Source organism: Nocardia amamiensis NBRC 102102 (genome assembly GCF_001612745.1).
GTDB lineage: Bacteria > Actinomycetota > Actinomycetes > Mycobacteriales > Mycobacteriaceae > Nocardia > Nocardia amamiensis.
Window position 1 is genome coordinate 1 of the sequence record NZ_BDBA01000100.1, and the last position, 17,142, is coordinate 17,142.

Below are 17,142 nucleotides of genomic sequence, written 5' to 3' on the forward strand. Positions count from 1 at the left end.
CGGTCCTCACGCGGGCGGACCGCGACGAGATCCCGCGCGAGATCGGCGACCCGGGCGGCGTGCTCGGCGACCGCCAGGTCCGCCAGCGCGCGTTCGGTGCACGACCCCTCGCCGGGCATGTCCTCAATGCCGGACAGTCCGCCCTCGTCGGTATTCGCCGACTGCTCCGTCCTTTCCGGGATCTCGGCAATTACGGTGCTGTACGAGATAGGCGGCTCACTCATAGCTGCCAGGCTATCGGAGGACACGACAGCAGTCCGCCATCACACACATGCCGATCTACATCCGAATTTCCAGCGAAGCACTGGACGCTGGACAGTCGAACTGAAGCCCGACATGGCGCGAACTCCGGCACAGTGCGAATACGTCCTGATTTCCGAACGCTTGGTGTCTGGCCTCCCATAATCTGACTTGTCGGAGCCCATAAACCGGCTACGATCAGGGCCATTCCCTCCTGTCAGCTTTCGAAGTCATCTTCAGCGATCTTCGAAGTGGTGTTCAGTGGGTCTCGGGCGGCCTCGTAGTAGATGAGGGAGTGAGGTGGCGAAGACGCTGCTCGACTCGCTCCTACCGGCGGCCGCGTCCGAGTTGTTCGACGAGCCGGATTCCCTCCGCGACTAGCTGCTGGTACCGCTCGGGGGTCATCGGCGGTGGTGGGGTGACGGCGAGCCGGTGGGTGCGGGCGCGCTTTCCGGCGGCCTGGCCGGTGATGTTCAGCGCGTCCCCGATCCGTTCCCAGGACACCGGTTTTCCGGGGGCGATGGTGCCGTCGGGCAGCCGTTGTTCGCGACGCCGGGCGGCGACGATGTGCCGATCGATCAGGGACTCGGTGGCGTGGGCGATCCTGGCCAGCGCGTGCAGCGCGGCGAGGTCGTCGTCGTCGGGATAGCGCAGGTACTCGCCCCGCTCGGCGGCATCAGCGCGCAGGCGCTTCGTGATCCGGCGCAGGTCGGCGCGGAGCATCACCTCGGTGTAGCGGTTCGGGCGTGCACGGGGCACCCCTCCATTGTGAAACCAAAGTTTCAGCAGGGCGAGGAATGTCACCGGTCGAAATCCGCCAACCGATATGAGAGGCGATGGACACCGTGACCACACCACGGCCTGGCGAACCTCAGCTCATGGCATCCGACCTCTCTGCCACATCACTTGAGAAACGACAGTTCAGGCGCGGCCGGCGAGTGCGGTGATGAGCTTTCGGGCCGAGGCGCGGGTCAGCCGCCGCACGGCCCGGCCGGTGGTTTCGGCTTCGCCGCGCGGGCTGATGTCGGTTCCCTTGATGGCCTTGGCGAATTCGGTGTCGAAGCGCTCGGGGTCGGTCTTGGCGGCCAGGGCCTCGAGGTATTTGATCTGCTTGGCGGTCGCCGGTTCGACCTTGGCCGCGGCAGAGCGTTCCCGCAGCTTGGCGTAGTAGGCGTCGCTGTCGGCCTTCTGTGCAGCCTGGGCTTCGGGGCTGCGGTCGATGACGCGAACCTGCTCATGCCAGTCCTGAGTACCGGGCTTGCCGGTGACGGCCTCCCATAGCGCGTTCGCGGTGAGGGCGCTCTCGTCCACGCGTTCGGTCAGGCCGGGCCCGGTCAAGGCGGTGAACCCGCCCCCGGAGCGCACGACGGTGAATCCGGCGGGCTCGGCGTGCGCGGTGATCCAGTCTTGGCCGCACCGGCAGTGGGTGCCGTGGTAGCGGTCCCATTTCGAGTGCAGCGCCTCGTACACCAGCTTGTCGCCGTAGTAGTAGGTATCGCGCGTGAATCCCGACATCGGCGTCAGTCTGACATGCCCGCGGCGCAGGCGGGAGCTATTCGAGCCGAAAAGGCAAGCAACGCAACAATTTACACAAGACTTTAGACTCTAAAATGTAGAGACTAGAGCCTGGACTTGCGATGTTCGCCCTCGGAAGGTGTCACTGCTCGTAGATCCAGTTCTGCCCGCTGAGCCGGTATTCCTCGACGGACATCGGCTTGATGCCGGGGCGCATGCGGGCGGTGTACAGCCGGCCTTCGAGGTGGTCGATCTCGTGGAGCAGTAGCCGCGCGAGGCCGTGGTGGTAGGCGTTGGTGACGAGTTCGCCGGGGAGCGTGGTGGTTTCGACGGTGATGTGCAGCGGCCGGGGCACCAGCCCGCGCACGTCGAAGAAACTCAGGCAGCCCTCATACTGCTCGTCGGTGTCGTCGGACTGGTCGATGACGCGGGCGTTGAGCAGCACGATCGCCGGGGCGTCGGGGTCGGCGGGACGGACCACGGTCGCGCAGCGGTCGATGCCGATCTGTGGGGCGGCGATGCCCATGCCCTTGGCGAAGGGGTGCACGCGGGCGACGCGGTCCATGGCGGCGAACAGGTCGTCGACGACACCACCTGCGGTGTCGGCTTCGTTCGGGCAGCGTGAACGGGCGGGCGGGCCGGGCGAGGATATCGGCGTCGGCTTGCACGATGCCCAGTTCGGTCATGGTCTGGGATGGTTTGGTCTCGATCACGGTCGAATTCCCTTCTGCTCAGTGGTTTTCCGGGTGTGAACGGAACCGCCATTCCATGCGGTAGCGGGTGTGCAGCGGCGGGCTGGTCGTGTTCCAGGTGAACACCGCCGCCTCATTATCGTTGGTGCGTGCCGGTGGGGTCGCGATCGGGCGGGCATCAGCGGTCGGGGAGTTTCGATGCCCCACACCACTGGGTCCAGGGCGGCGGGGAATGCCATCTGCACCTCCAGGCGGGCGGTGGGTAGCCGGAATCGCATTCCGCAGCCAGGACGCCCCCGATGACATCTACCTCCAGGACGTCATCACCCACCCCGGCCACCGGCAGCGGGGCATCACCCGGATGCTGATCAACACTGTCGCCGACCGCGGCCGCGACTGGGAGTGCCGGCGACTGTATCTGACCTCGGAACCCGAGAACCGCGCAGCCCACGCCACATGGATCACGCTGGGGTTCACCAACGTTCCCGGTGACCACACCATCGACGAGGTATCGGTGATCACCGACTACAAGGGGCCCGGCAAGACCCGCGCCGTCCAAGACCCGCGCCGTCTACGAAATGCTGCTGAGCTGAACGGGCGGCCCCGAAACCACAGACCAGGGCCGCCCTCGACCGCTGCCCCGAAGGGGGCGGGACCGCGGCCTCACCTCGATCATGCCAACCCGCACTGACAAAGCCCGTCCGCTCGATAGCCTGATCGGCATGGCGGAGGTAGTGGTCGATCCGAACGACGACGATTACGTGCCCGTGGACGAATCGAACAACGATTGCCCCGAATGCGGTGCGTACAGATCGGTGATCAAGTCCGCGGTGGACTGGGACGTCGGCGAGCTGGTGTACGTCTGCAATGTCCCAGGCTGCGACTTCACCACCGACACCCACGAGGTACCCGACGACTTTGTTTGGTAGGGGCCGTTGCTCGGTTTCCGTCAGCGGTAAAGACGCAACCCCGGCGATGTGCCTGATCACCTGCGGTGGTCGGTAGGGATCGTTCCGGGGTTTCCGCCGGTGAAGTCTACCGGCAGATTCTGCCGTCTCGGGCAAGCCGCATCAGCGCCTCGAGCACTGCTTCCTCATCGGATTTGGACATCAGCTTCTCGATCGTCTGCTGTGACAGTGTCGCGCACATGCCGAGCACATCGGCGGTGAGCTGGTCGAGTTCATCGAGCACCGCCACATAGGTTGTGAGAGCGGCCTTCTCGGCGGCGGTGGCGACTTCGCCCGCCCACCGGTCGGCCTGGTTGCGGAACAGCACCTGATCGGCCCGCTGGTTCTCGTAGACCCGGGCGGCCCGGTTCACGGTGGCGTCGTCGAGCCGGTACGGCTCGGCCATCGCCGGGGTGAACAACTCGATCTGCCCGCGGGTGACGTCGATGCCTTCGCGAACAAGGTCGGTGAAGTACCCGATCCGCGAGATCGGGTACCAGTTCTGCTCACGCTCAGCCACAGCGGCAACCCTAACCGTGCGCGGCGCTGTCCGCGCGGGATTCATTGCCGGGCAACGACTCTTCGGAACCGGAGAGCCCGGCATAGGAGATTCCCGGCTCCTGCGGCGATTGATCGTCCAGCTCCGGGAGCCGCGCGGCGGCCTTGGATCGGACTGCGAGGACCGGCACGCCGTGCTCGCCAGCCATGCGGTCGACCCAGCGGAAGCTGCGCCGAAACCATGCCGGATGAGACGAACCCACGCCTGACCAGCAGCTACCAGCGTTCGTTGCCCCTGTCCGGCGTATTCAGTGGTCCCTCTGCTACGCGGTGCACGTATTCCATTCAGCGTCGTAGTCGGGGCACCACCGGTAGTAGCTGGAGTCGATATTGCGGCTCACCGGCGCCCGCCCCTGCTCGGGTTTCCATCCGCGCCAGTGGCGTGTGTTGCACGGCCCGCACAGTGGTGCGCGGACGTAGCCGTGGGTATGGCAGTGATCCCACACACTCGCTCGGACGCTCATACAGCCCGCACACACGAATTCCGAGGCAATAGGCCAGCCCTCGGTAAAACGTCCGGCGCGGTCCGCGCGGTAGGGGTACCCGGCAAGCTCGCCCTGGTACACGACGGCGTCGAGGTCACTGCCCTGGGGGCCGAAAACCACTGCGGTGCGCGTGAATTCACCACGGTTGGAGAAGACGACGTCACCGACGGCGCAGACCCAGTTATCGGTGTTCGCTGATCCGTGTGACAGGCCCATGCACGCGCAATCGCAGTCCATCCCCGTCGCGTCCAGACAGGACTGGGTGCAGCGCGACAGCTTCGCCATGTCCCGAGCGACCACGACATGGCCGTAGCGGTCTACAGCGGCGATGACCAGGCGGGTCAGGCAGCTGCGGGGCAGGTACCACCGGTCGCCGTCCAAGTCTGGGGAGCGGATACGCACAGACTGGTGCAGCCACCGCCGATTCCCTTTGCGCGCAGGGATCTTCGCGACAACCTCACCATCGACAGGCAGCCACATCAGCGCCACACCCGGCGCGGTAATCACACGGCCATCCTCGATACGAACCTCGGGCATCTGGTCCTGCATCAGATGACGGTGACATACGGGGCCGACACGAAGCAGTTAGCCCTGTTCGGCCGACTGGCGCAGCAACTCGGTCGCGTTGGCCTCGCTCATCACCGGCGGAGCCTCGGCGGCTGGCACGTCTTCCCAGATCAGGTCCGGATTGTTCATCAAGGCTTCGACCTGCTCGGGTGCCGGCACCGGGTAGCCGGACTCGGTCACTGCCCGCCGCCGAGCTGTTCGCGCAATCGCCGCTCGGCCTGCTCGAGCAGTGCCCGGACGTGGCCGTAGGCGGCCAAATAGTCGACTGTGGCCGGTTCGGTGCCCACGCCGGCTCGGATCTGGGCCGCCTGCTCGGCATGTTCGACGATTTCGCGTTCGGCCTCGCCTTCGAGCACGCGCACCGCGTCCTGTGTGCGGGCGGCGGCGGCTTCGTCCGGATGGGTTCGCTCCCATTCACGGGCCGCGCGGGCGGCGTCGGTCAGCAGCTTGGAGCGGCACGCCGCGGCGATCCATTCCGACAGATTCCCCCCGCCTGCATCCTGGATCCGCGCCAACAGCGCATCGTCCATCGAAATCATTGCGGTTGCCATGCCCGACAACGATAGCCCGCCCACGGCACCGGCCCGACAGGATTGCCCGCGGCGGGTGCCGTCGAGTGCTGGTCCGCCAGCGCGGCACCCTCGCCAGCGGTCGTGAGATCACGCCACGCCGGTGTCACCGTCGGGGGCGGGGCCGGCGGTGCTCGGGAACGTCAGCGCTCGCACGCTGCGTTCGACAGGAGCCAGGTCCTTCAATGTGGGGTCGTCCCCACGCAGTTCGGCGATCTTGCGGGCGCCGGGAATCACGCGGCCCTCGAAGGAGCCGACAGTTTTGTTGAAGTTGTCGACCGCTTTTCCCAGGCTGGCGCCCATGGCATTGAGGTGATCGGCCATCGTGGCGATTCGCCCGTACAGCTCACGGCCGAGTTTCGCTATCTCCTCGGCATTTACGGACTGTGTGTGCTTCTGCCACATGTATGCGACCGTGCGCAGTGACATCAGCAGATTCGTCGGGGTAGCGATGATGATCTTGCTGCGGATCGCGTGATCCCACAGCCCGGCGTCGTGGTCCAGAGCCGCGTGCAAGAAGGCATCGGCGGGCAGGAACATCACCACGAATTCCGGCGTGCGCGCGAACTGCGCCCAATACTGTTTGCCCGCAAGCTGTTCGACGTGCCTGCGGACGTTGCGCGCATGCGCGACCACACGCTCCTGGCGGGCGGAGTCGTCGTCGGCATCCTGCGCGTCCAGGAACGCCCCGAACGGTGCTTTCGCATCGACCACGATGGTCTTGCCGCCCCCGAGGTTGATCACCATGTCCGGCCGCACATTCTTGCTGTCGTCGCCGGTGACGACATGCACTTGCTGCTCGAAGTCGACGTGCTCGACCATGCCGGCCGCCTCCACGAGAGTGCGCAGTTGAAGCTCGCCCCACTGCCCGCGAACTCCCGGCTTGCGCAGCGCGGTGACCAGTTGCTCGGTCTCCCTACGGAGCCGTTCGCTGGTGTTATTGGCCATCTTCACCTGCTCGGCGACCGCCGAGAACGCGCCGACACCGCTTTCGTGGAATGTCTGCACCTTGGTATAGAGCTTGTCCAGCTCCTGACGCAGCGGCGTGACCATGGCTTCGATCGCGCTCTTACGCTGATCCATCTCCCCGGCCGTGGCCTTCGCACGATGATCGGTCATCTCGGTGAACCGCTGAATCAGCTGAGAACCGGACTGCGCCAACACCTCCCCGGCCATCTGCCGCACAGTGTCCTGCATCTCCTCCTGAGCGCCGCGCAGCAGGCCCAGCTGTTCGGCGTACCGCTGCCGCTCCCCATCCAGCTGAGCTTGCAGGCCGCCCCGCACGGTAGCGGCCTCCTGAAGCTGCTGCTGCAACGCCTGGACCTGCGCCACCGCGGCGTCGCGCTCGCTCAGCGCCCGCTCAGCCTGCTGGTGTTCGTGGCGGGCACGTTCCTCGGCACCGTCGGCGCGGCCACGCGAGACCATGTATCCGGCACCCGCTGCCAGCGCAGCGACGATGACAACGACGATAATGAAAGCAATCGAACTGATCACGCCAAACCCTCCATGACTCAAATGATTTCGGGCACCGGCTTTACCGAAACAGAGCCGGTTAAGGTGACGCAGACGATCGACCAGAACTCCAGGGGTGTCGATCGGCGCAGAGCATGCCACACCCCACCGACAGTGTTTCGTCAGCCGAGACCGCGCCTCACCGATTCCGGCAGCATTGTCGCTGGTCGGCGCGGAAATAACCTGGGGACTATGGCATCGGATCATCCCAACGAATGATGTCGGCACCGCGTGACGAAAGTCGTTGCCCGGCACTGTCGGTAGCGGCTTCGCCTGGCCTCAGCAGTCCGGTTGCAGCGGGTAACACGGCCGGGCGGTGTGCGCGGTCGTCGGCGGAACCTCCGCCTGCGCCGGAGCAACCGCAGGCGCAGGCATGGCCGGTGCCTCGGTCACCGATGTGACCTCCGGGCGGCCAGTGGAATCGTGGCTGTGCGGATGGTGGCCGCCGGCCATGTACCAGAATCCGAACACCACCAACGCCAGCGCGGCAACAGCAAGCAGCCCAGACCTCACAGGCGAGCGACCACCGTGAGGCTGGGTTCGAGCAGTCCGCGGAGGGAACGGTGGACGTTGTCCCGGCGGGGCGGGGGCCACCGGCGGCCGGTAGCCGGTCGGGGTGTAGCTGGGCCGCCAGGCGTTGTAGTGATCCTCATAGGAGGACTGCGTTCCGGTCGCCGCCGACGGCTCGACCTCGGTATCCGGGTCGGGATTCCACGACGTGGTCGGTGCGAATGGATCCTCATCCGGCGCGAACGGATCCTCGTCATCCGAGGTCGGATCGGTCGAGGTAGTGACAGTGGCGGGGAAGCCTTGCGCGGCCAAGGCTGCCCGGTCGGTGGCCGGGTCGTTGACGCCCAGAGCGTCGAGCATCGCGCCGACCCGCGCGATGGTCCACACCGATGCGCGGAACCTGCCGCGCTGCAACCACGCGAACAACTCGTGCGGCCGATCGCCGAGCAACACATCCACACCCTTGGGCATGAACCGCTTGGGCGCCTTGTTCAACGTCACCACGGTGCCGCTCAACGGTACAACCACCACCAGCGCGGACACGAACCGCTCGGCACCGGTCACCGACGCTGTGATCGACTTCAGCGAAAACATCGCCGAACGCGCCTGATTCAGCGGATTTACATCACCGGCGCGCACATGCACCGGATCACCCGCGAAACCCGGCATCGACCAGCGGCCGTTCACCGGGCACGACAACTGTCCGCCGGTGCGGCTCAGCGTGCCCTTGACCTCGATACACACGCACACATTCGGGGTGAACACGATGAAATCGGCTTCCTGACCCCGCGCGCCCCGGCCCCGGCCCGGCACGAAGCCACCCGCGACCGCGACACCGGGCACATTGCACGAACGCAGCCAGCCGGCCACCACCTTCTCCGAATACGGCGCATCCCCTCGCTCGTTGACGACCAGCACGGGTCATCCCCCTTAAAGTCGCTCGCCCCCAACCGAACAGCCGGAACGATCCATCACGTCACAACCAGAAAAACAACGAATCAACGGTAGCCCGCGCCACCGACACATGCGGCCGATCTTGTTGAACCCCAGTACGTTTCGATCGAACTGGCATTCGATCCGAGGAACCTCACACAAGCCGACTGGAAGAATCGGTGCATGAGCGAACCGCAAGACACCCGCCAAACGCGCGAATCGCGTCTACACGCGCTGCGCCAGGCCCTCATCGAGGGCGAGCGCAGCGGGGAGCCCGAGCCGTTCGACTTCGAGGAATTTCTGGCCCGAAAGCGTGCACAAGTCGAAGGCGACACCGAAACCTGACAAATCCAGTCGGCGATTCGGTGTCAGTCGTGACGAGTCACCTACTGACACCCCCGACCGCAAAAGCCCCGACTCGGTAACTGCCGGAGAATTACTGACATGCCGTGACGAGACCCGCTGACACGAGTGACGAATCCGCAGCTCGCTCAACTGACACACATCAGTGCCGAGTCTCATCACTGAAGGTAACTTTCGAAAGCGGACATCAGAAACGGCTACGATCAGGGCCATGTCCCTTCCGGTCCCGGCCGCCGCGCGCGCCGAATACGCCGAACTCGCCGGCCGCCACCACCCCCGCTTCCCGCCGACCCACTCCTACGCCGGCACCAACCCCGAGCGTGGCCGTGCCGGCGATCCCGGCCACTGCGAAATCTGCGCCGCCCTTGGCCACGTCCGCGCCCACCCGAACTACGGCTGCGGCGACGTCGGTTGCACCCGCGCCCACTGACCAACGTCGAGCAGCCGATGACCGCCCCCGCCCACGCCTCCGGCGATCTCGTCGCGCCGTCCGCCGCGCTGCTGGATCCGGCGCTCACCGACCCCGCCGTGGCCGCGGTGCTCGCCGAACTCGACACCGTGGCCACGCGACAGATCCCCCCGCGCCCGGCCACCGCCGACGCCTACGCCAGCGACTGGCGAGCCTGGTGCCGCTTCCTCGCCGACTTCAACACCACCCTGCGCGCCGCCGATCCCAACGCGCCCGAAATCCCCGACACGGCAACCACTTACGGGCTGTTCGTCGCCTTCGTCAGCTGGCACGAAACCCAGGGCCTGGCCCCGGCGACCATCCGCCGACGCATCTACGGCGTCGCGGTCACCCAACGCCGCCGCGGCCTCACCGTGCCCCCCGAATCCACCGCCGCCGCCCTGCGCAAAGTCGAGATCTACGAAGAGGAACTGGCCCGCACCAACCAGCCCCGCGGACGCGGCAAGGCCAAACCCGCCCAGGTCCGCCATCTACGCCGCATCAGCACCCAGCTCCCCCACGACGCACTCGCCGGAATCCGCGACCGCGCCGTCTTGCTGCTCGGCTTCGCGATCGGCTCCCGCCGCTCCGACCTCGCCGCACTCGACATCGACGACATCACCGCCGAAGACGAGGGCCTGGTGGTCCGGATCCGCTACGGCAAGACTGGCGCCCGCACCGTCGCCGTGCCCCACGGCACCCATCCCGCCACCTGCCCGGTCCGCGCCGTCCTCGCCTGGATCAGCGAACTCGGCGACGCTGGAGTCCGAGTCGGCCCGCTGTTCTCGCCCATCGACCGCCACGGCAACCCCCGCCCCGGGAAACGGCTGTCCCCGCGCGCCATCGGCGAGATCATCACCCGCACCACCGACCGCGCCGAGATCGGCCACCGCTACACCGGGCACAGCCTGCGCTCCGGCATGGCCACCGAGTCCCGCCGCGCCGGCCACGACGTGAAAACCATCGCGGCCCAAGGGGGCTGGAAAGAGAACAGTGCTGTCCTCTACGGCTATATGCACATCGTTGATCGATGGGGGGACAACGCCCTCCAGGGCATCGGGCTCTAGGTAGGTCCTTTGGGGCGAATTTCCCAGTGCCGCAGGCCAACTCGACTAAGTCAATGCTACCGCCCGCGGATCGCTCAGGAACACGATGGCCGCCGATCCAACGAGGGCTACTCTCGGGTCTATGTCCGTGAACTTCCCGCCGACGCCGGGTCTGGACGGTACCTACTCGGATGCATGTGTTCGTTGCTTGCAGGGGACCGATGCCGGCGTAGCCTTCGAGGGCAGCGCGGAGTGGGTGGTAGCGGGTCTGGTCAGCTTGGGAATATCACTGGACCAGGCGGTGGCGATGCTGGGCTGGACCGACGGCTCCGTGCCGAGCGGGAAGATCAACGGTGCCGATCCGTGTCTGCGGCGCATGCGCGGCCATTCCCGGCATCCCGGCGGGCCTACCGGAACTCGGCCTGCCGGTCGTCGGCCAGCCATAGAACCGAAGCCAATGGCGAACTTTCCGAAACAACGGCCCCGGCGGGAGGATGAGGGTCATGGCCACGACCGTGCGTGACATTCTGGACCGGGCGCGCAGAATCCATACCGCGCACGCCACTGGTGACCAGGACACGGTGACCACTCTGCTCGCCGAGCTGTACAGCAGCGACGGCGTCGCCGGCGTGACAGCGGCCATGCGCTTCATAGATGTGGTGAACGCCGTGACCGCCGAGGCTGCGGCGCTGGAACCCGGGTCATGGGCGCTGCGTGTGGAGCCGGCCAGCCCCCGCTGATCGCTCCCGGGCCGTCCCGCCCGCCTGGATTCGAGGGCGGAGTGTCAGACGATGGGGGCGGCGAAGGTATCTGCGGCGGCCTCGAGGAAAGGGCCGATCTCGGTGCCGGCGGCCGTGCGTCGCTCGCCCTCCGGGGTGATCAGCGAGGCTACCCACCCCGTGGGCTCGGCGTACTGCAAGAGCAGGTCTACCCCTGGTGTGAGTTCGAGCCGGTCGGCGGCGTCGCGCTGGGCCCTGGTGAGGCCCAGCATCATGTCCGTGATATCGGTCATTGGATCGCTTCCGGTCGTCGTCGCCCCGCCGCGGTGCGCGGAGTCGGGGCCGCCGCCCCACCGTAGACTCTCACAACCTCCGGGCGTGAACGAATTCGCAGAGGCGCGATATGGCTGGACGTGCGCGCGTCCGAGCAACATAGTGAATAGTTGTGCGAGTCAACGTCCGTCACAGTCAAAGCGTGAGCGAATCCATTCGGTATCTGATCCGGCTCGGTGGCGGGTTGATCGTCGCGGGATCGCCGTCGGTGATGTGTTGTGCCAACCCCGTGTACGAGCCGGCCGACGAACTCACCGAGGACTTCGCCCGCGGTGCCGCCACAACGATCGATCTCGCGCGCCAGCTGTGGTTCGGACACGGCCAGCCACGACGTCCCACCTATTCCACCGGGCCCGACGGCACTCAGACTCGCACGGGATCGGTCCCTTATCAGGCGTGGGCGTGCTCGATTTCCTGGGAAGTCGGTTCACGGCCGGATCCATGGCCCGAGCACCGCTGGAACGCGGCGGCGGACCAGTTCATGGACGAGATGGGCTTCAATCCTCGGGAGCCGGTAGTCCAGGTTGTCGACGGAGAGGAGTACACGATCACACCCCAGGCAGAGTGGTTGGGGGTGCTGTTCGACGACAGCCGCCGGGTCTGTTTGCATCTGGTGGCATCGCCAGTTCGCTACGACGGCGCGGTGGTCTCACGCTGGCAGGACTACCGGCGTGCACAGCACGCCGCCCATGCCGTATTCGGCGAGAGCTGACGGTGTGCGGGCGACGATCGTCGTCGTCATCCTGCACCCGGCTTCGGTGCCTGCAAAGCGGAGCGCCGCTGCCGAGCACCATGTAGACACTCCCTGTGGTGATGTTCTCGAGTGGGATCCGATCGGGACGGAAGGACGTCGACCGATGGGGGCTACAACGCGCTCCAAGGCGTCGGCCTCTAGCGCCAGAGCTAGGATGAATTGCTCTGTGCTACAGGGTATTTCGATAGCTCATTGATAGCGCGATGTTACTCGGATCGGACCGGATCGGTGCGGATATCTGCTGGGTCGGAACCAGTCGCGTTCGAGGATGATAATCGCCATGGATATCGAGTCGGTCCGCATCTACCAGCTCGGCCCTGACGACTGGCACCGCTTCCGCCGCATTCGGCTGCTGGCCCTCGCCGAGGCCCCCTACGCCTTCGGCTCCACCCTGGCCCAGGCACGGGCCCGCACCGACCAGGACTGGCGAGACCTGCTCGCCGCCCGCACCCAGTTTCTCGGCACCGCAGGCGATCACGATCTCGGTACTGTCGGCGCAATCGCGGAAAACAATGTCGCACACCTGATCTCGATGTGGGTTTCCCCCGAGGCACGCGGCACCGGTATGGCCGACCTCCTCGTCCGCTCGGTCATCGACTGGGCCACCGCCAGCGGTTACCCCGGTATCCGCCTGGAGGTCTCCGACGGCAACGCAACCGCCGAACGCCTCTATCACCGCCACGGTTTCCGCCGCACCGGCGTCACAGGAGCCATCTCCCGCGAAGATCCGCGCCCGGAATTCGAAATGCGGCTTACGCTACCGGCGAACCCAACCCCTAGCGCCTAGTGAAGATCGCTGGTCAGCGCAGGAACCACCGAATACCGCAGAACTCGAATACATGCACTTCACCGGTCTCCCCCCAGCCGTCGGCGTTACAGCTTCTCTGAACGCCCGTACCAACGCAGTGCCGCGTACCCGGTCGCGATGCACGCGACGACGGCGATGCTGATTGCCAGGCCCGCAGCGTCGGGCCGGATCGTGGTTCCCGTCGTCGCGATACCCAGGAGGGACGCGAGGCAGGGCAGCCCGACAGCGGCCCCGGCCAGCAGGAGATCAGCGCGGCGCGTGCGACCGGTCATCCGATGAGCATCCCTTCCTAGTGGTCGCCCAGCATCAACCAGGGCGCCCGACCTTTCGGGGGCGGCCCCGAACATTCGGACCCTGGCCGCACTCGGCATCGACGACAACACCACCGAGGGCGAGGGCCTGGTGGTCCGGCTCCGCTAAAGGCGGCTAGGCGGAGTGCGGAAGGTTGCGCAACGCCTGAACCGCCTCGTCGACGGTGATCAGCTGCCGCTCCGGGTGCTCGGTTACCTCGAGCTGGTGATCTACCCATACGCGCAGCAGGCTGGACACGTCGGTGCCACGCGCCTTCGCCAGCTCGGCGAGCTTGTCCCGCTGGGCCTTGGAGAATCGCACAGTTGTCGGGATCAGCCCTGCGGACTCCACCTCGGCCGCGTCCGGCACGGGCAGCTCGGACACGTCGGCCGGTTCGCTGCTGCGGACCAGCTTCCCGGACAGGAAGTCGCCCATCAGGTCGGCGTCGTCGGCCTGGGCGGTCAGTTCCTCGATTCGGCGTTCAGTGCTCATTGCTGTGCCTCCCAAACGGTGTATTCGGCGTTCTCGTCCACCTCGAGGGGCCGAGCTGCGTAGATCAGCCACTCCCACCGATCTACCTGGATCACCACCACCGCGACGGCGCGGGCCTCCGTCGTGCGGCCGAAGATCTGGAGCACCTGGGCGTCAACCTTCGACTCGATCCGCTGCGGCCACCGCCGCGGATACGCCAGCGCTTGCAGGACCTCGGCTTTCGTGACGTCGTGAAGGTACACCGACTCGCCAACGTCGTCGCGAAAGTGATAACCCACCTCTAGAGCATACAAGAGAATACGCCGATGATCGAGCCTAGCTGCGGGGCCGTGGCCAGGCTGAAATGGCATCCCCGTGAACCGTCACTGTGACGATTGGTCCGGCACCTTTCCCTCCGACCGAGAGCAGTCCACCACGAACCCTGCCGTCGGGTAGTTCCATCATCTGGCCCCGGTCGCGCCCGCCCATGTACCCTCAGAGCATGGCGGACCAGGACGACCACGTGAGAGTCACCGAGCTGCGCGACGAGCGCGGCCAGGTCGTACGTGTTCCGACCGCGTTGCTGCGCAGCGGGCCGCCGCCGGCGTTTTTCGATGATGAGGTACGCGAGCAGGAGGCCACCGCCGCCGCGGCGGCGCTGAGCAACTACCCGGCCGAGCAGATCGCCGAAGCACGCGCCTGGTCGCGGACCATCACTACTGGCCTCGACAACGCGATGACCGCGGGCGCTGCGTGAGCGCGACTGCTGACCATACACTTCTCGCCCACCTCGCCTCCCTCCCCGTCTACGGGGAAGTGCTGCTCGACGACTTCCGTCAGCAGAAGCGCATCTTGGTGGTGCCCACAGAGGCCCTGGCACTGGCAGCCCGCATTGCCGGAGACGACAGCGCGCACCTGTCCATGCTGTTGCAGCGGGCCCGCCACCGTGAAATGGTCCGAACTCGATCCCGCGAGCGCGTTGCACCTCGGCCAGCACGTCCCGGTGCTCGATCACCTGTCCGAATGGCCGATCGTCGCGCCGGTCGTCTGGGCCGCCCAACAACATGACATCCCCGTGCTGACCCGGCGCCCCGACCTGTACGACGGCCATCGCGTCATGGTCGTCCAGGCACCCTGACCGCCGAGGATCGCTCAAGCCGGCGATAAAGCGATCGGCCGATGACTCGACATCGCCGCGGCACGGCGGCATGTCCGTCTTCCGATTCGATCACCGGCACGTGAAACCATCTGCGGCACAGCGTCTTCTACAGAACATAGAGTGCGGGCTGAGCGCGGACCGAAGTTGTCGTACCGGTGCGGTAGCCTGCCTCCAGGCCGTTGCTGTGACGGCTGAGCCCTGCCGATCGGTGCCCCACGCGCACCCCGGCATGGGGGCCAAGATCCCGCGGGTCACGCAGCCCACATCGCACAATCTGCTGCCGTGTCCAGACCTGACCACGGCAGGAGCGTGGGGCCTGCCGGGGAAGCAGATCATCATGGGTTCCAACAACGGCACCGGGCGGCACACTGCCCGCAAGAACGACGCCCGCGCGCTCGCAGCGCGAACCGGCATGCCCTACACCGTCGCGCTGCGCCAAGTCACCCAGAACACCGAGCACCGCGATCCGCAGCACCGCTGGATACTCACCGAGGAGTTGCGCGCCTGGTTCCGGGGCGACGGCTGGCGCGGGGTGGGCTACCCGAACCTCTACGACTGGCTCGACACCCAGGTCCGCCCGACCTATGAATGCGACTGGTGCGGCGAGCCCGGCGACGCCCGCACGGTCGACTCGTCGATCTCCCTGTTGATCACCGCCTACGATCCGGACCTGTCACCGGCCACCGGCCACGTCGGCACCCGGAAATACCATGCCACGTGCAAGCCGTCATCTATCGAATGGCTCCAGCGCGCCGACATCCCGACCGGCCCGCAGATCATCGCCCTGCCCGCCCACGCCAAACCCGAGATGGAAGGCGAATTCGAGCTAACCGCGCGAGCGCTGCTGACCACCGGCCACGATGACGAGGACGGGCACTGGAACCAAGCGGTGCTGCTGGTCACCGCGCGAGTCATCGAGGACCACGGACAAGGTGTCCGGCCGTGGCTGTCGGAACTCGAATTGTCCTTGCGGGCAGCAGGTTTCGGCCACCCCGACAGTGTGCTGAGCACAGGCGAGACTGACTGGGCACTGCGAATCGTCACCGACCACCCCTCCAGCCTCGCCCCGCAATGGATCGCGCTGCGGACCAGTCGGCCCGAGACCGGCACTCCGGATCACCTGCTGTTGTGCGCACTGGATTTGCCGGCCGAATGGGTGGCGGCCGCGCGCCGTGACGGGCATGTCGCCGTGGTCCACGGCCCGTGCACCGCGCACTGGGACATCGCCGACGTGCCCGGCGAGGTGGTCTTCGAACTCGATGACCAGATCGACCCACCGGGGCCCGATGCCCGTTGCGGATGCGCGGTCCTGACCGCTGACCATGTCCTCGATATCGTCGACGAGGGTGCCTTCGTCGTTGGCCTCGTCGAGGTCACGCCGGACGAAGTGTTCGACAGCCCCGCCGACCGTGCTCGACAAGCGCCGAGCTAAGTCCTGAAGTACGCACCGGTTCGGCTACCAACCACCCTGGCTGCGACAGGCCGGGGAACTATTCAGTGTCCTTGTGCGTCAATCTAAGTGAGGGCCGTCACCCCCCGGCGGCCCGGCAGCGGCTCGGTCGCATCCCCCCTGCAACCTCGAGCCGCGCACCCCGCCCGGTGCCGTCGAGCTATCCCCCTTGCACGGCGGCACCGGGCTAGGGCATAGCGCCGGCGGCAGCGGTCAGGATCTCCTCGGGCGGGTCGACACACGGCAGACGCCGAGTCCCATTGGTAGCACTGTGGTTTCCCGGACCGCAGCTCACAAACGGGCCGTCCGCGGCGAGCAGCTTGGCCATATGCTGATCGGCCTTCTCCCACCAGCGCAGCATGCCGCCCGGCTGGGCATGGACTTCCTCCCACATCTCCCACAACGCAGCGAGCCGCGACAACGCCTCGGGATGCTCCCACCACCGCTCGCACCAGTGATGCCCCGCCTCCAGCGCGTCGGTCTCCCGCCAGTACGCCACCGCCAGATACTCAAGGACCCAGTGGAAGACGCTGTCGAACTCTCGCTTGGTCTCCTCGCCTTGGTCGTCGCTCCCGCTCCCGGCAGCCGGCGCCTGGCCCTCAGCGAGAGCTGCCAGCTGTTCGGCGGCTTCCTCTGTGGCAATGCGATCGATCTCGGCCGCCTGTTCGGCACTGACCGAAATGGCCTGCTCGACCTTCTCCGCGGCCGCGCGCGTCAGCCGCGCCCGCAGCGCCTTGGACACCTCCGCAGCGATCACCTCACGCATAGCGTT

At 66.6% G+C, this 17,142-nt stretch carries 26 protein-coding genes and 1 pseudogene; 11 read left to right on the top strand and 16 right to left on the bottom strand.

Features of this window, described 5'->3' with window-relative positions; genetic code table 11:
* From NA4_RS19345 to NA4_RS19360, 4 genes are all read right to left on the bottom strand, one after another.
* Positions 1–224 (bottom strand): hypothetical protein (locus NA4_RS19345; protein ID WP_157129134.1); only part of this gene is annotated, 224 nt, incomplete at its 3' end.
* 343 nt (positions 225–567) lie between these two features.
* Entirely contained in the window at positions 568–999 is a 432-nt protein-coding gene (locus NA4_RS19350) for a hypothetical protein (protein WP_157129135.1), read from the bottom strand.
* Between the two features lie 162 nt (positions 1,000–1,161).
* A complete protein-coding gene (locus tag NA4_RS42145) occupies positions 1,162–1,755 on the bottom strand; it encodes a hypothetical protein (protein WP_218022319.1) in 594 nt (197 codons plus the stop codon).
* Positions 1,756–1,897: 142 nt separating this feature from the next.
* The gene (locus tag NA4_RS19360) at positions 1,898–2,407 is read right to left on the bottom strand and encodes a peptide deformylase (protein WP_307188591.1); all 510 of its coding nucleotides are present in this window, start codon (positions 2,405–2,407) and stop codon (positions 1,898–1,900) included.
* Positions 2,408–2,679: 272 nt separating this feature from the next.
* Between NA4_RS19360 and NA4_RS19365 the strand changes: the two genes are divergently transcribed.
* On the top strand, positions 2,680–3,138 hold the full coding sequence (locus tag NA4_RS19365; protein ID WP_084497239.1) for a GNAT family N-acetyltransferase: 459 nt from the start codon (positions 2,680–2,682) through the stop codon (positions 3,136–3,138).
* Positions 3,139–3,169: 31 nt separating this feature from the next.
* Entirely contained in the window at positions 3,170–3,376 is a 207-nt protein-coding gene (locus NA4_RS19370; RefSeq protein ID WP_157129136.1) for a hypothetical protein, read from the top strand.
* A gap of 106 nt (positions 3,377–3,482) precedes the next feature.
* Here NA4_RS19370 and NA4_RS19375 read toward each other — a convergent pair whose 3' ends face one another.
* From NA4_RS19375 to NA4_RS19395, 7 genes are all read right to left on the bottom strand, one after another.
* Positions 3,483–3,914: a hypothetical protein gene (locus tag NA4_RS19375; protein WP_067471548.1), complete on the bottom strand. Its 432-nt coding sequence runs from the start codon at positions 3,912–3,914 to the stop codon at positions 3,483–3,485.
* 10 nt (positions 3,915–3,924) lie between these two features.
* Complete coding sequence (locus NA4_RS40525) at positions 3,925–4,101, bottom strand: hypothetical protein (RefSeq protein WP_157129137.1); 177 nt, start codon at positions 4,099–4,101, stop codon at positions 3,925–3,927.
* A 114-nt stretch (positions 4,102–4,215) separates the two neighbouring features.
* Complete coding sequence (locus NA4_RS19380; protein ID WP_218022321.1) at positions 4,216–4,986, bottom strand: endonuclease domain-containing protein; 771 nt, start codon at positions 4,984–4,986, stop codon at positions 4,216–4,218.
* A gap of 36 nt (positions 4,987–5,022) precedes the next feature.
* A complete protein-coding gene (locus NA4_RS40530) occupies positions 5,023–5,184 on the bottom strand; it encodes a hypothetical protein (protein WP_157129138.1) in 162 nt (53 codons plus the stop codon).
* Positions 5,181–5,555, bottom strand: coding sequence for a hypothetical protein (locus tag NA4_RS19385; protein ID WP_157129139.1), 375 nt, complete (start codon positions 5,553–5,555; stop codon positions 5,181–5,183). The genes NA4_RS40530 and NA4_RS19385 overlap by 4 nt, the downstream gene beginning before the upstream one ends.
* Positions 5,556–5,663: 108 nt before the next feature.
* Complete coding sequence (locus tag NA4_RS19390; RefSeq protein ID WP_067471554.1) at positions 5,664–7,067, bottom strand: DNA recombination protein RmuC; 1,404 nt, start codon at positions 7,065–7,067, stop codon at positions 5,664–5,666.
* 297 nt (positions 7,068–7,364) lie between these two features.
* Positions 7,365–8,513 (bottom strand): nuclease-related domain-containing protein, encoded by a 1,149-nt coding sequence (locus NA4_RS19395; RefSeq protein WP_067471557.1) that lies wholly within the window; start codon positions 8,511–8,513, stop codon positions 7,365–7,367.
* A gap of 222 nt (positions 8,514–8,735) precedes the next feature.
* On the opposite strand from NA4_RS19395, the pseudogene NA4_RS19400 reads away from it, so the two are divergent.
* The 4 genes and pseudogenes from NA4_RS19400 to NA4_RS19415 form a co-directional block, all read left to right on the top strand.
* Positions 8,736–8,873, top strand: a pseudogene (locus NA4_RS19400) (type II toxin-antitoxin system ParD family antitoxin); the annotation flags it as partial.
* A gap of 229 nt (positions 8,874–9,102) precedes the next feature.
* A complete protein-coding gene (locus tag NA4_RS19405) occupies positions 9,103–9,321 on the top strand; it encodes a hypothetical protein (RefSeq protein ID WP_067471563.1) in 219 nt (72 codons plus the stop codon).
* 17 nt (positions 9,322–9,338) lie between these two features.
* Positions 9,339–10,406: a tyrosine-type recombinase/integrase gene (locus NA4_RS19410; protein WP_067471683.1), complete on the top strand. Its 1,068-nt coding sequence runs from the start codon at positions 9,339–9,341 to the stop codon at positions 10,404–10,406.
* A 482-nt stretch (positions 10,407–10,888) separates the two neighbouring features.
* Positions 10,889–11,125 (top strand): hypothetical protein, encoded by a 237-nt coding sequence (locus NA4_RS19415; protein ID WP_067471566.1) that lies wholly within the window; start codon positions 10,889–10,891, stop codon positions 11,123–11,125.
* Between the two features lie 44 nt (positions 11,126–11,169).
* On the opposite strand, the gene NA4_RS19420 is transcribed toward NA4_RS19415, so the two are convergent.
* Positions 11,170–11,397: a hypothetical protein gene (locus NA4_RS19420; RefSeq protein ID WP_067471569.1), complete on the bottom strand. Its 228-nt coding sequence runs from the start codon at positions 11,395–11,397 to the stop codon at positions 11,170–11,172.
* A 182-nt stretch (positions 11,398–11,579) separates the two neighbouring features.
* Between NA4_RS19420 and NA4_RS19425 the strand changes: the two genes are divergently transcribed.
* A complete protein-coding gene (locus tag NA4_RS19425; protein WP_067471572.1) occupies positions 11,580–12,149 on the top strand; it encodes a hypothetical protein in 570 nt (189 codons plus the stop codon).
* A gap of 322 nt (positions 12,150–12,471) precedes the next feature.
* On the top strand, positions 12,472–12,978 hold the full coding sequence (locus NA4_RS19430) for a GNAT family N-acetyltransferase (protein ID WP_067471575.1): 507 nt from the start codon (positions 12,472–12,474) through the stop codon (positions 12,976–12,978).
* Positions 12,979–13,064: 86 nt separating this feature from the next.
* On the opposite strand, the gene NA4_RS19435 is transcribed toward NA4_RS19430, so the two are convergent.
* The 3 genes from NA4_RS19435 to NA4_RS19445 form a co-directional block, all read right to left on the bottom strand.
* Positions 13,065–13,271, bottom strand: coding sequence for a hypothetical protein (locus NA4_RS19435; protein WP_067471577.1), 207 nt, complete (start codon positions 13,269–13,271; stop codon positions 13,065–13,067).
* Between the two features lie 154 nt (positions 13,272–13,425).
* Complete coding sequence (locus NA4_RS19440) at positions 13,426–13,782, bottom strand: hypothetical protein (RefSeq protein ID WP_067471580.1); 357 nt, start codon at positions 13,780–13,782, stop codon at positions 13,426–13,428.
* Positions 13,779–14,060, bottom strand: coding sequence for a hypothetical protein (locus NA4_RS19445; protein WP_245671489.1), 282 nt, complete (start codon positions 14,058–14,060; stop codon positions 13,779–13,781). Before NA4_RS19445 ends, NA4_RS19440 begins: the two co-directional genes overlap by 4 nt.
* A gap of 203 nt (positions 14,061–14,263) precedes the next feature.
* Here NA4_RS19445 and NA4_RS19450 point away from each other — a divergent pair, with 203 nt between their 5' ends.
* The 3 genes from NA4_RS19450 to NA4_RS19460 all read left to right on the top strand — a co-directional run bounded on the left by NA4_RS19450 (position 14,264) and on the right by NA4_RS19460 (position 16,352).
* Positions 14,264–14,518 (top strand): hypothetical protein, encoded by a 255-nt coding sequence (locus NA4_RS19450; RefSeq protein WP_067471583.1) that lies wholly within the window; start codon positions 14,264–14,266, stop codon positions 14,516–14,518.
* Positions 14,519–14,707: 189 nt separating this feature from the next.
* On the top strand, positions 14,708–14,899 hold the full coding sequence (locus tag NA4_RS19455; protein WP_067471586.1) for a hypothetical protein: 192 nt from the start codon (positions 14,708–14,710) through the stop codon (positions 14,897–14,899).
* A gap of 205 nt (positions 14,900–15,104) precedes the next feature.
* The gene (locus NA4_RS19460; protein ID WP_157129141.1) at positions 15,105–16,352 is read left to right on the top strand and encodes a hypothetical protein; all 1,248 of its coding nucleotides are present in this window, start codon (positions 15,105–15,107) and stop codon (positions 16,350–16,352) included.
* Between the two features lie 205 nt (positions 16,353–16,557).
* On the opposite strand, the gene NA4_RS19465 is transcribed toward NA4_RS19460, so the two are convergent.
* Entirely contained in the window at positions 16,558–17,136 is a 579-nt protein-coding gene (locus tag NA4_RS19465) for a DUF4913 domain-containing protein (RefSeq protein WP_067471592.1), read from the bottom strand.
* Between the last annotated feature and the right edge of the window lie 6 nt (positions 17,137–17,142).

Coding starts and splice junctions, on each gene's coding strand:
- NA4_RS19415 (WP_067471566.1), top strand. CDS start 10,889: ATGGCCACGACCGTGCGTGACATTCTGGACCGGGCGCGCAGAATCCAT.
- NA4_RS42145 (WP_218022319.1), bottom strand. CDS start 1,755: ATGTCGGGATTCACGCGCGATACCTACTACTACGGCGACAAGCTGGTG.
- NA4_RS19405 (WP_067471563.1), top strand. CDS start 9,103: ATGTCCCTTCCGGTCCCGGCCGCCGCGCGCGCCGAATACGCCGAACTC.
- NA4_RS19435 (WP_067471577.1), bottom strand. CDS start 13,271: ATGACCGGTCGCACGCGCCGCGCTGATCTCCTGCTGGCCGGGGCCGCT.
- NA4_RS40525 (WP_157129137.1), bottom strand. CDS start 4,101: ATGGCTGGCGAGCACGGCGTGCCGGTCCTCGCAGTCCGATCCAAGGCC.
- NA4_RS19420 (WP_067471569.1), bottom strand. CDS start 11,397: ATGACCGATATCACGGACATGATGCTGGGCCTCACCAGGGCCCAGCGC.
- NA4_RS19450 (WP_067471583.1), top strand. CDS start 14,264: ATGGCGGACCAGGACGACCACGTGAGAGTCACCGAGCTGCGCGACGAG.
- NA4_RS19365 (WP_084497239.1), top strand. CDS start 2,680: ATGCCATCTGCACCTCCAGGCGGGCGGTGGGTAGCCGGAATCGCATTC.
- NA4_RS19465 (WP_067471592.1), bottom strand. CDS start 17,136: ATGCGTGAGGTGATCGCTGCGGAGGTGTCCAAGGCGCTGCGGGCGCGG.
- NA4_RS19370 (WP_157129136.1), top strand. CDS start 3,170: ATGGCGGAGGTAGTGGTCGATCCGAACGACGACGATTACGTGCCCGTG.
- NA4_RS19430 (WP_067471575.1), top strand. CDS start 12,472: ATGGATATCGAGTCGGTCCGCATCTACCAGCTCGGCCCTGACGACTGG.
- NA4_RS19380 (WP_218022321.1), bottom strand. CDS start 4,986: ATGCAGGACCAGATGCCCGAGGTTCGTATCGAGGATGGCCGTGTGATT.
- NA4_RS19385 (WP_157129139.1), bottom strand. CDS start 5,555: ATGGCAACCGCAATGATTTCGATGGACGATGCGCTGTTGGCGCGGATC.
- NA4_RS19440 (WP_067471580.1), bottom strand. CDS start 13,782: ATGAGCACTGAACGCCGAATCGAGGAACTGACCGCCCAGGCCGACGAC.
- NA4_RS19410 (WP_067471683.1), top strand. CDS start 9,339: ATGACCGCCCCCGCCCACGCCTCCGGCGATCTCGTCGCGCCGTCCGCC.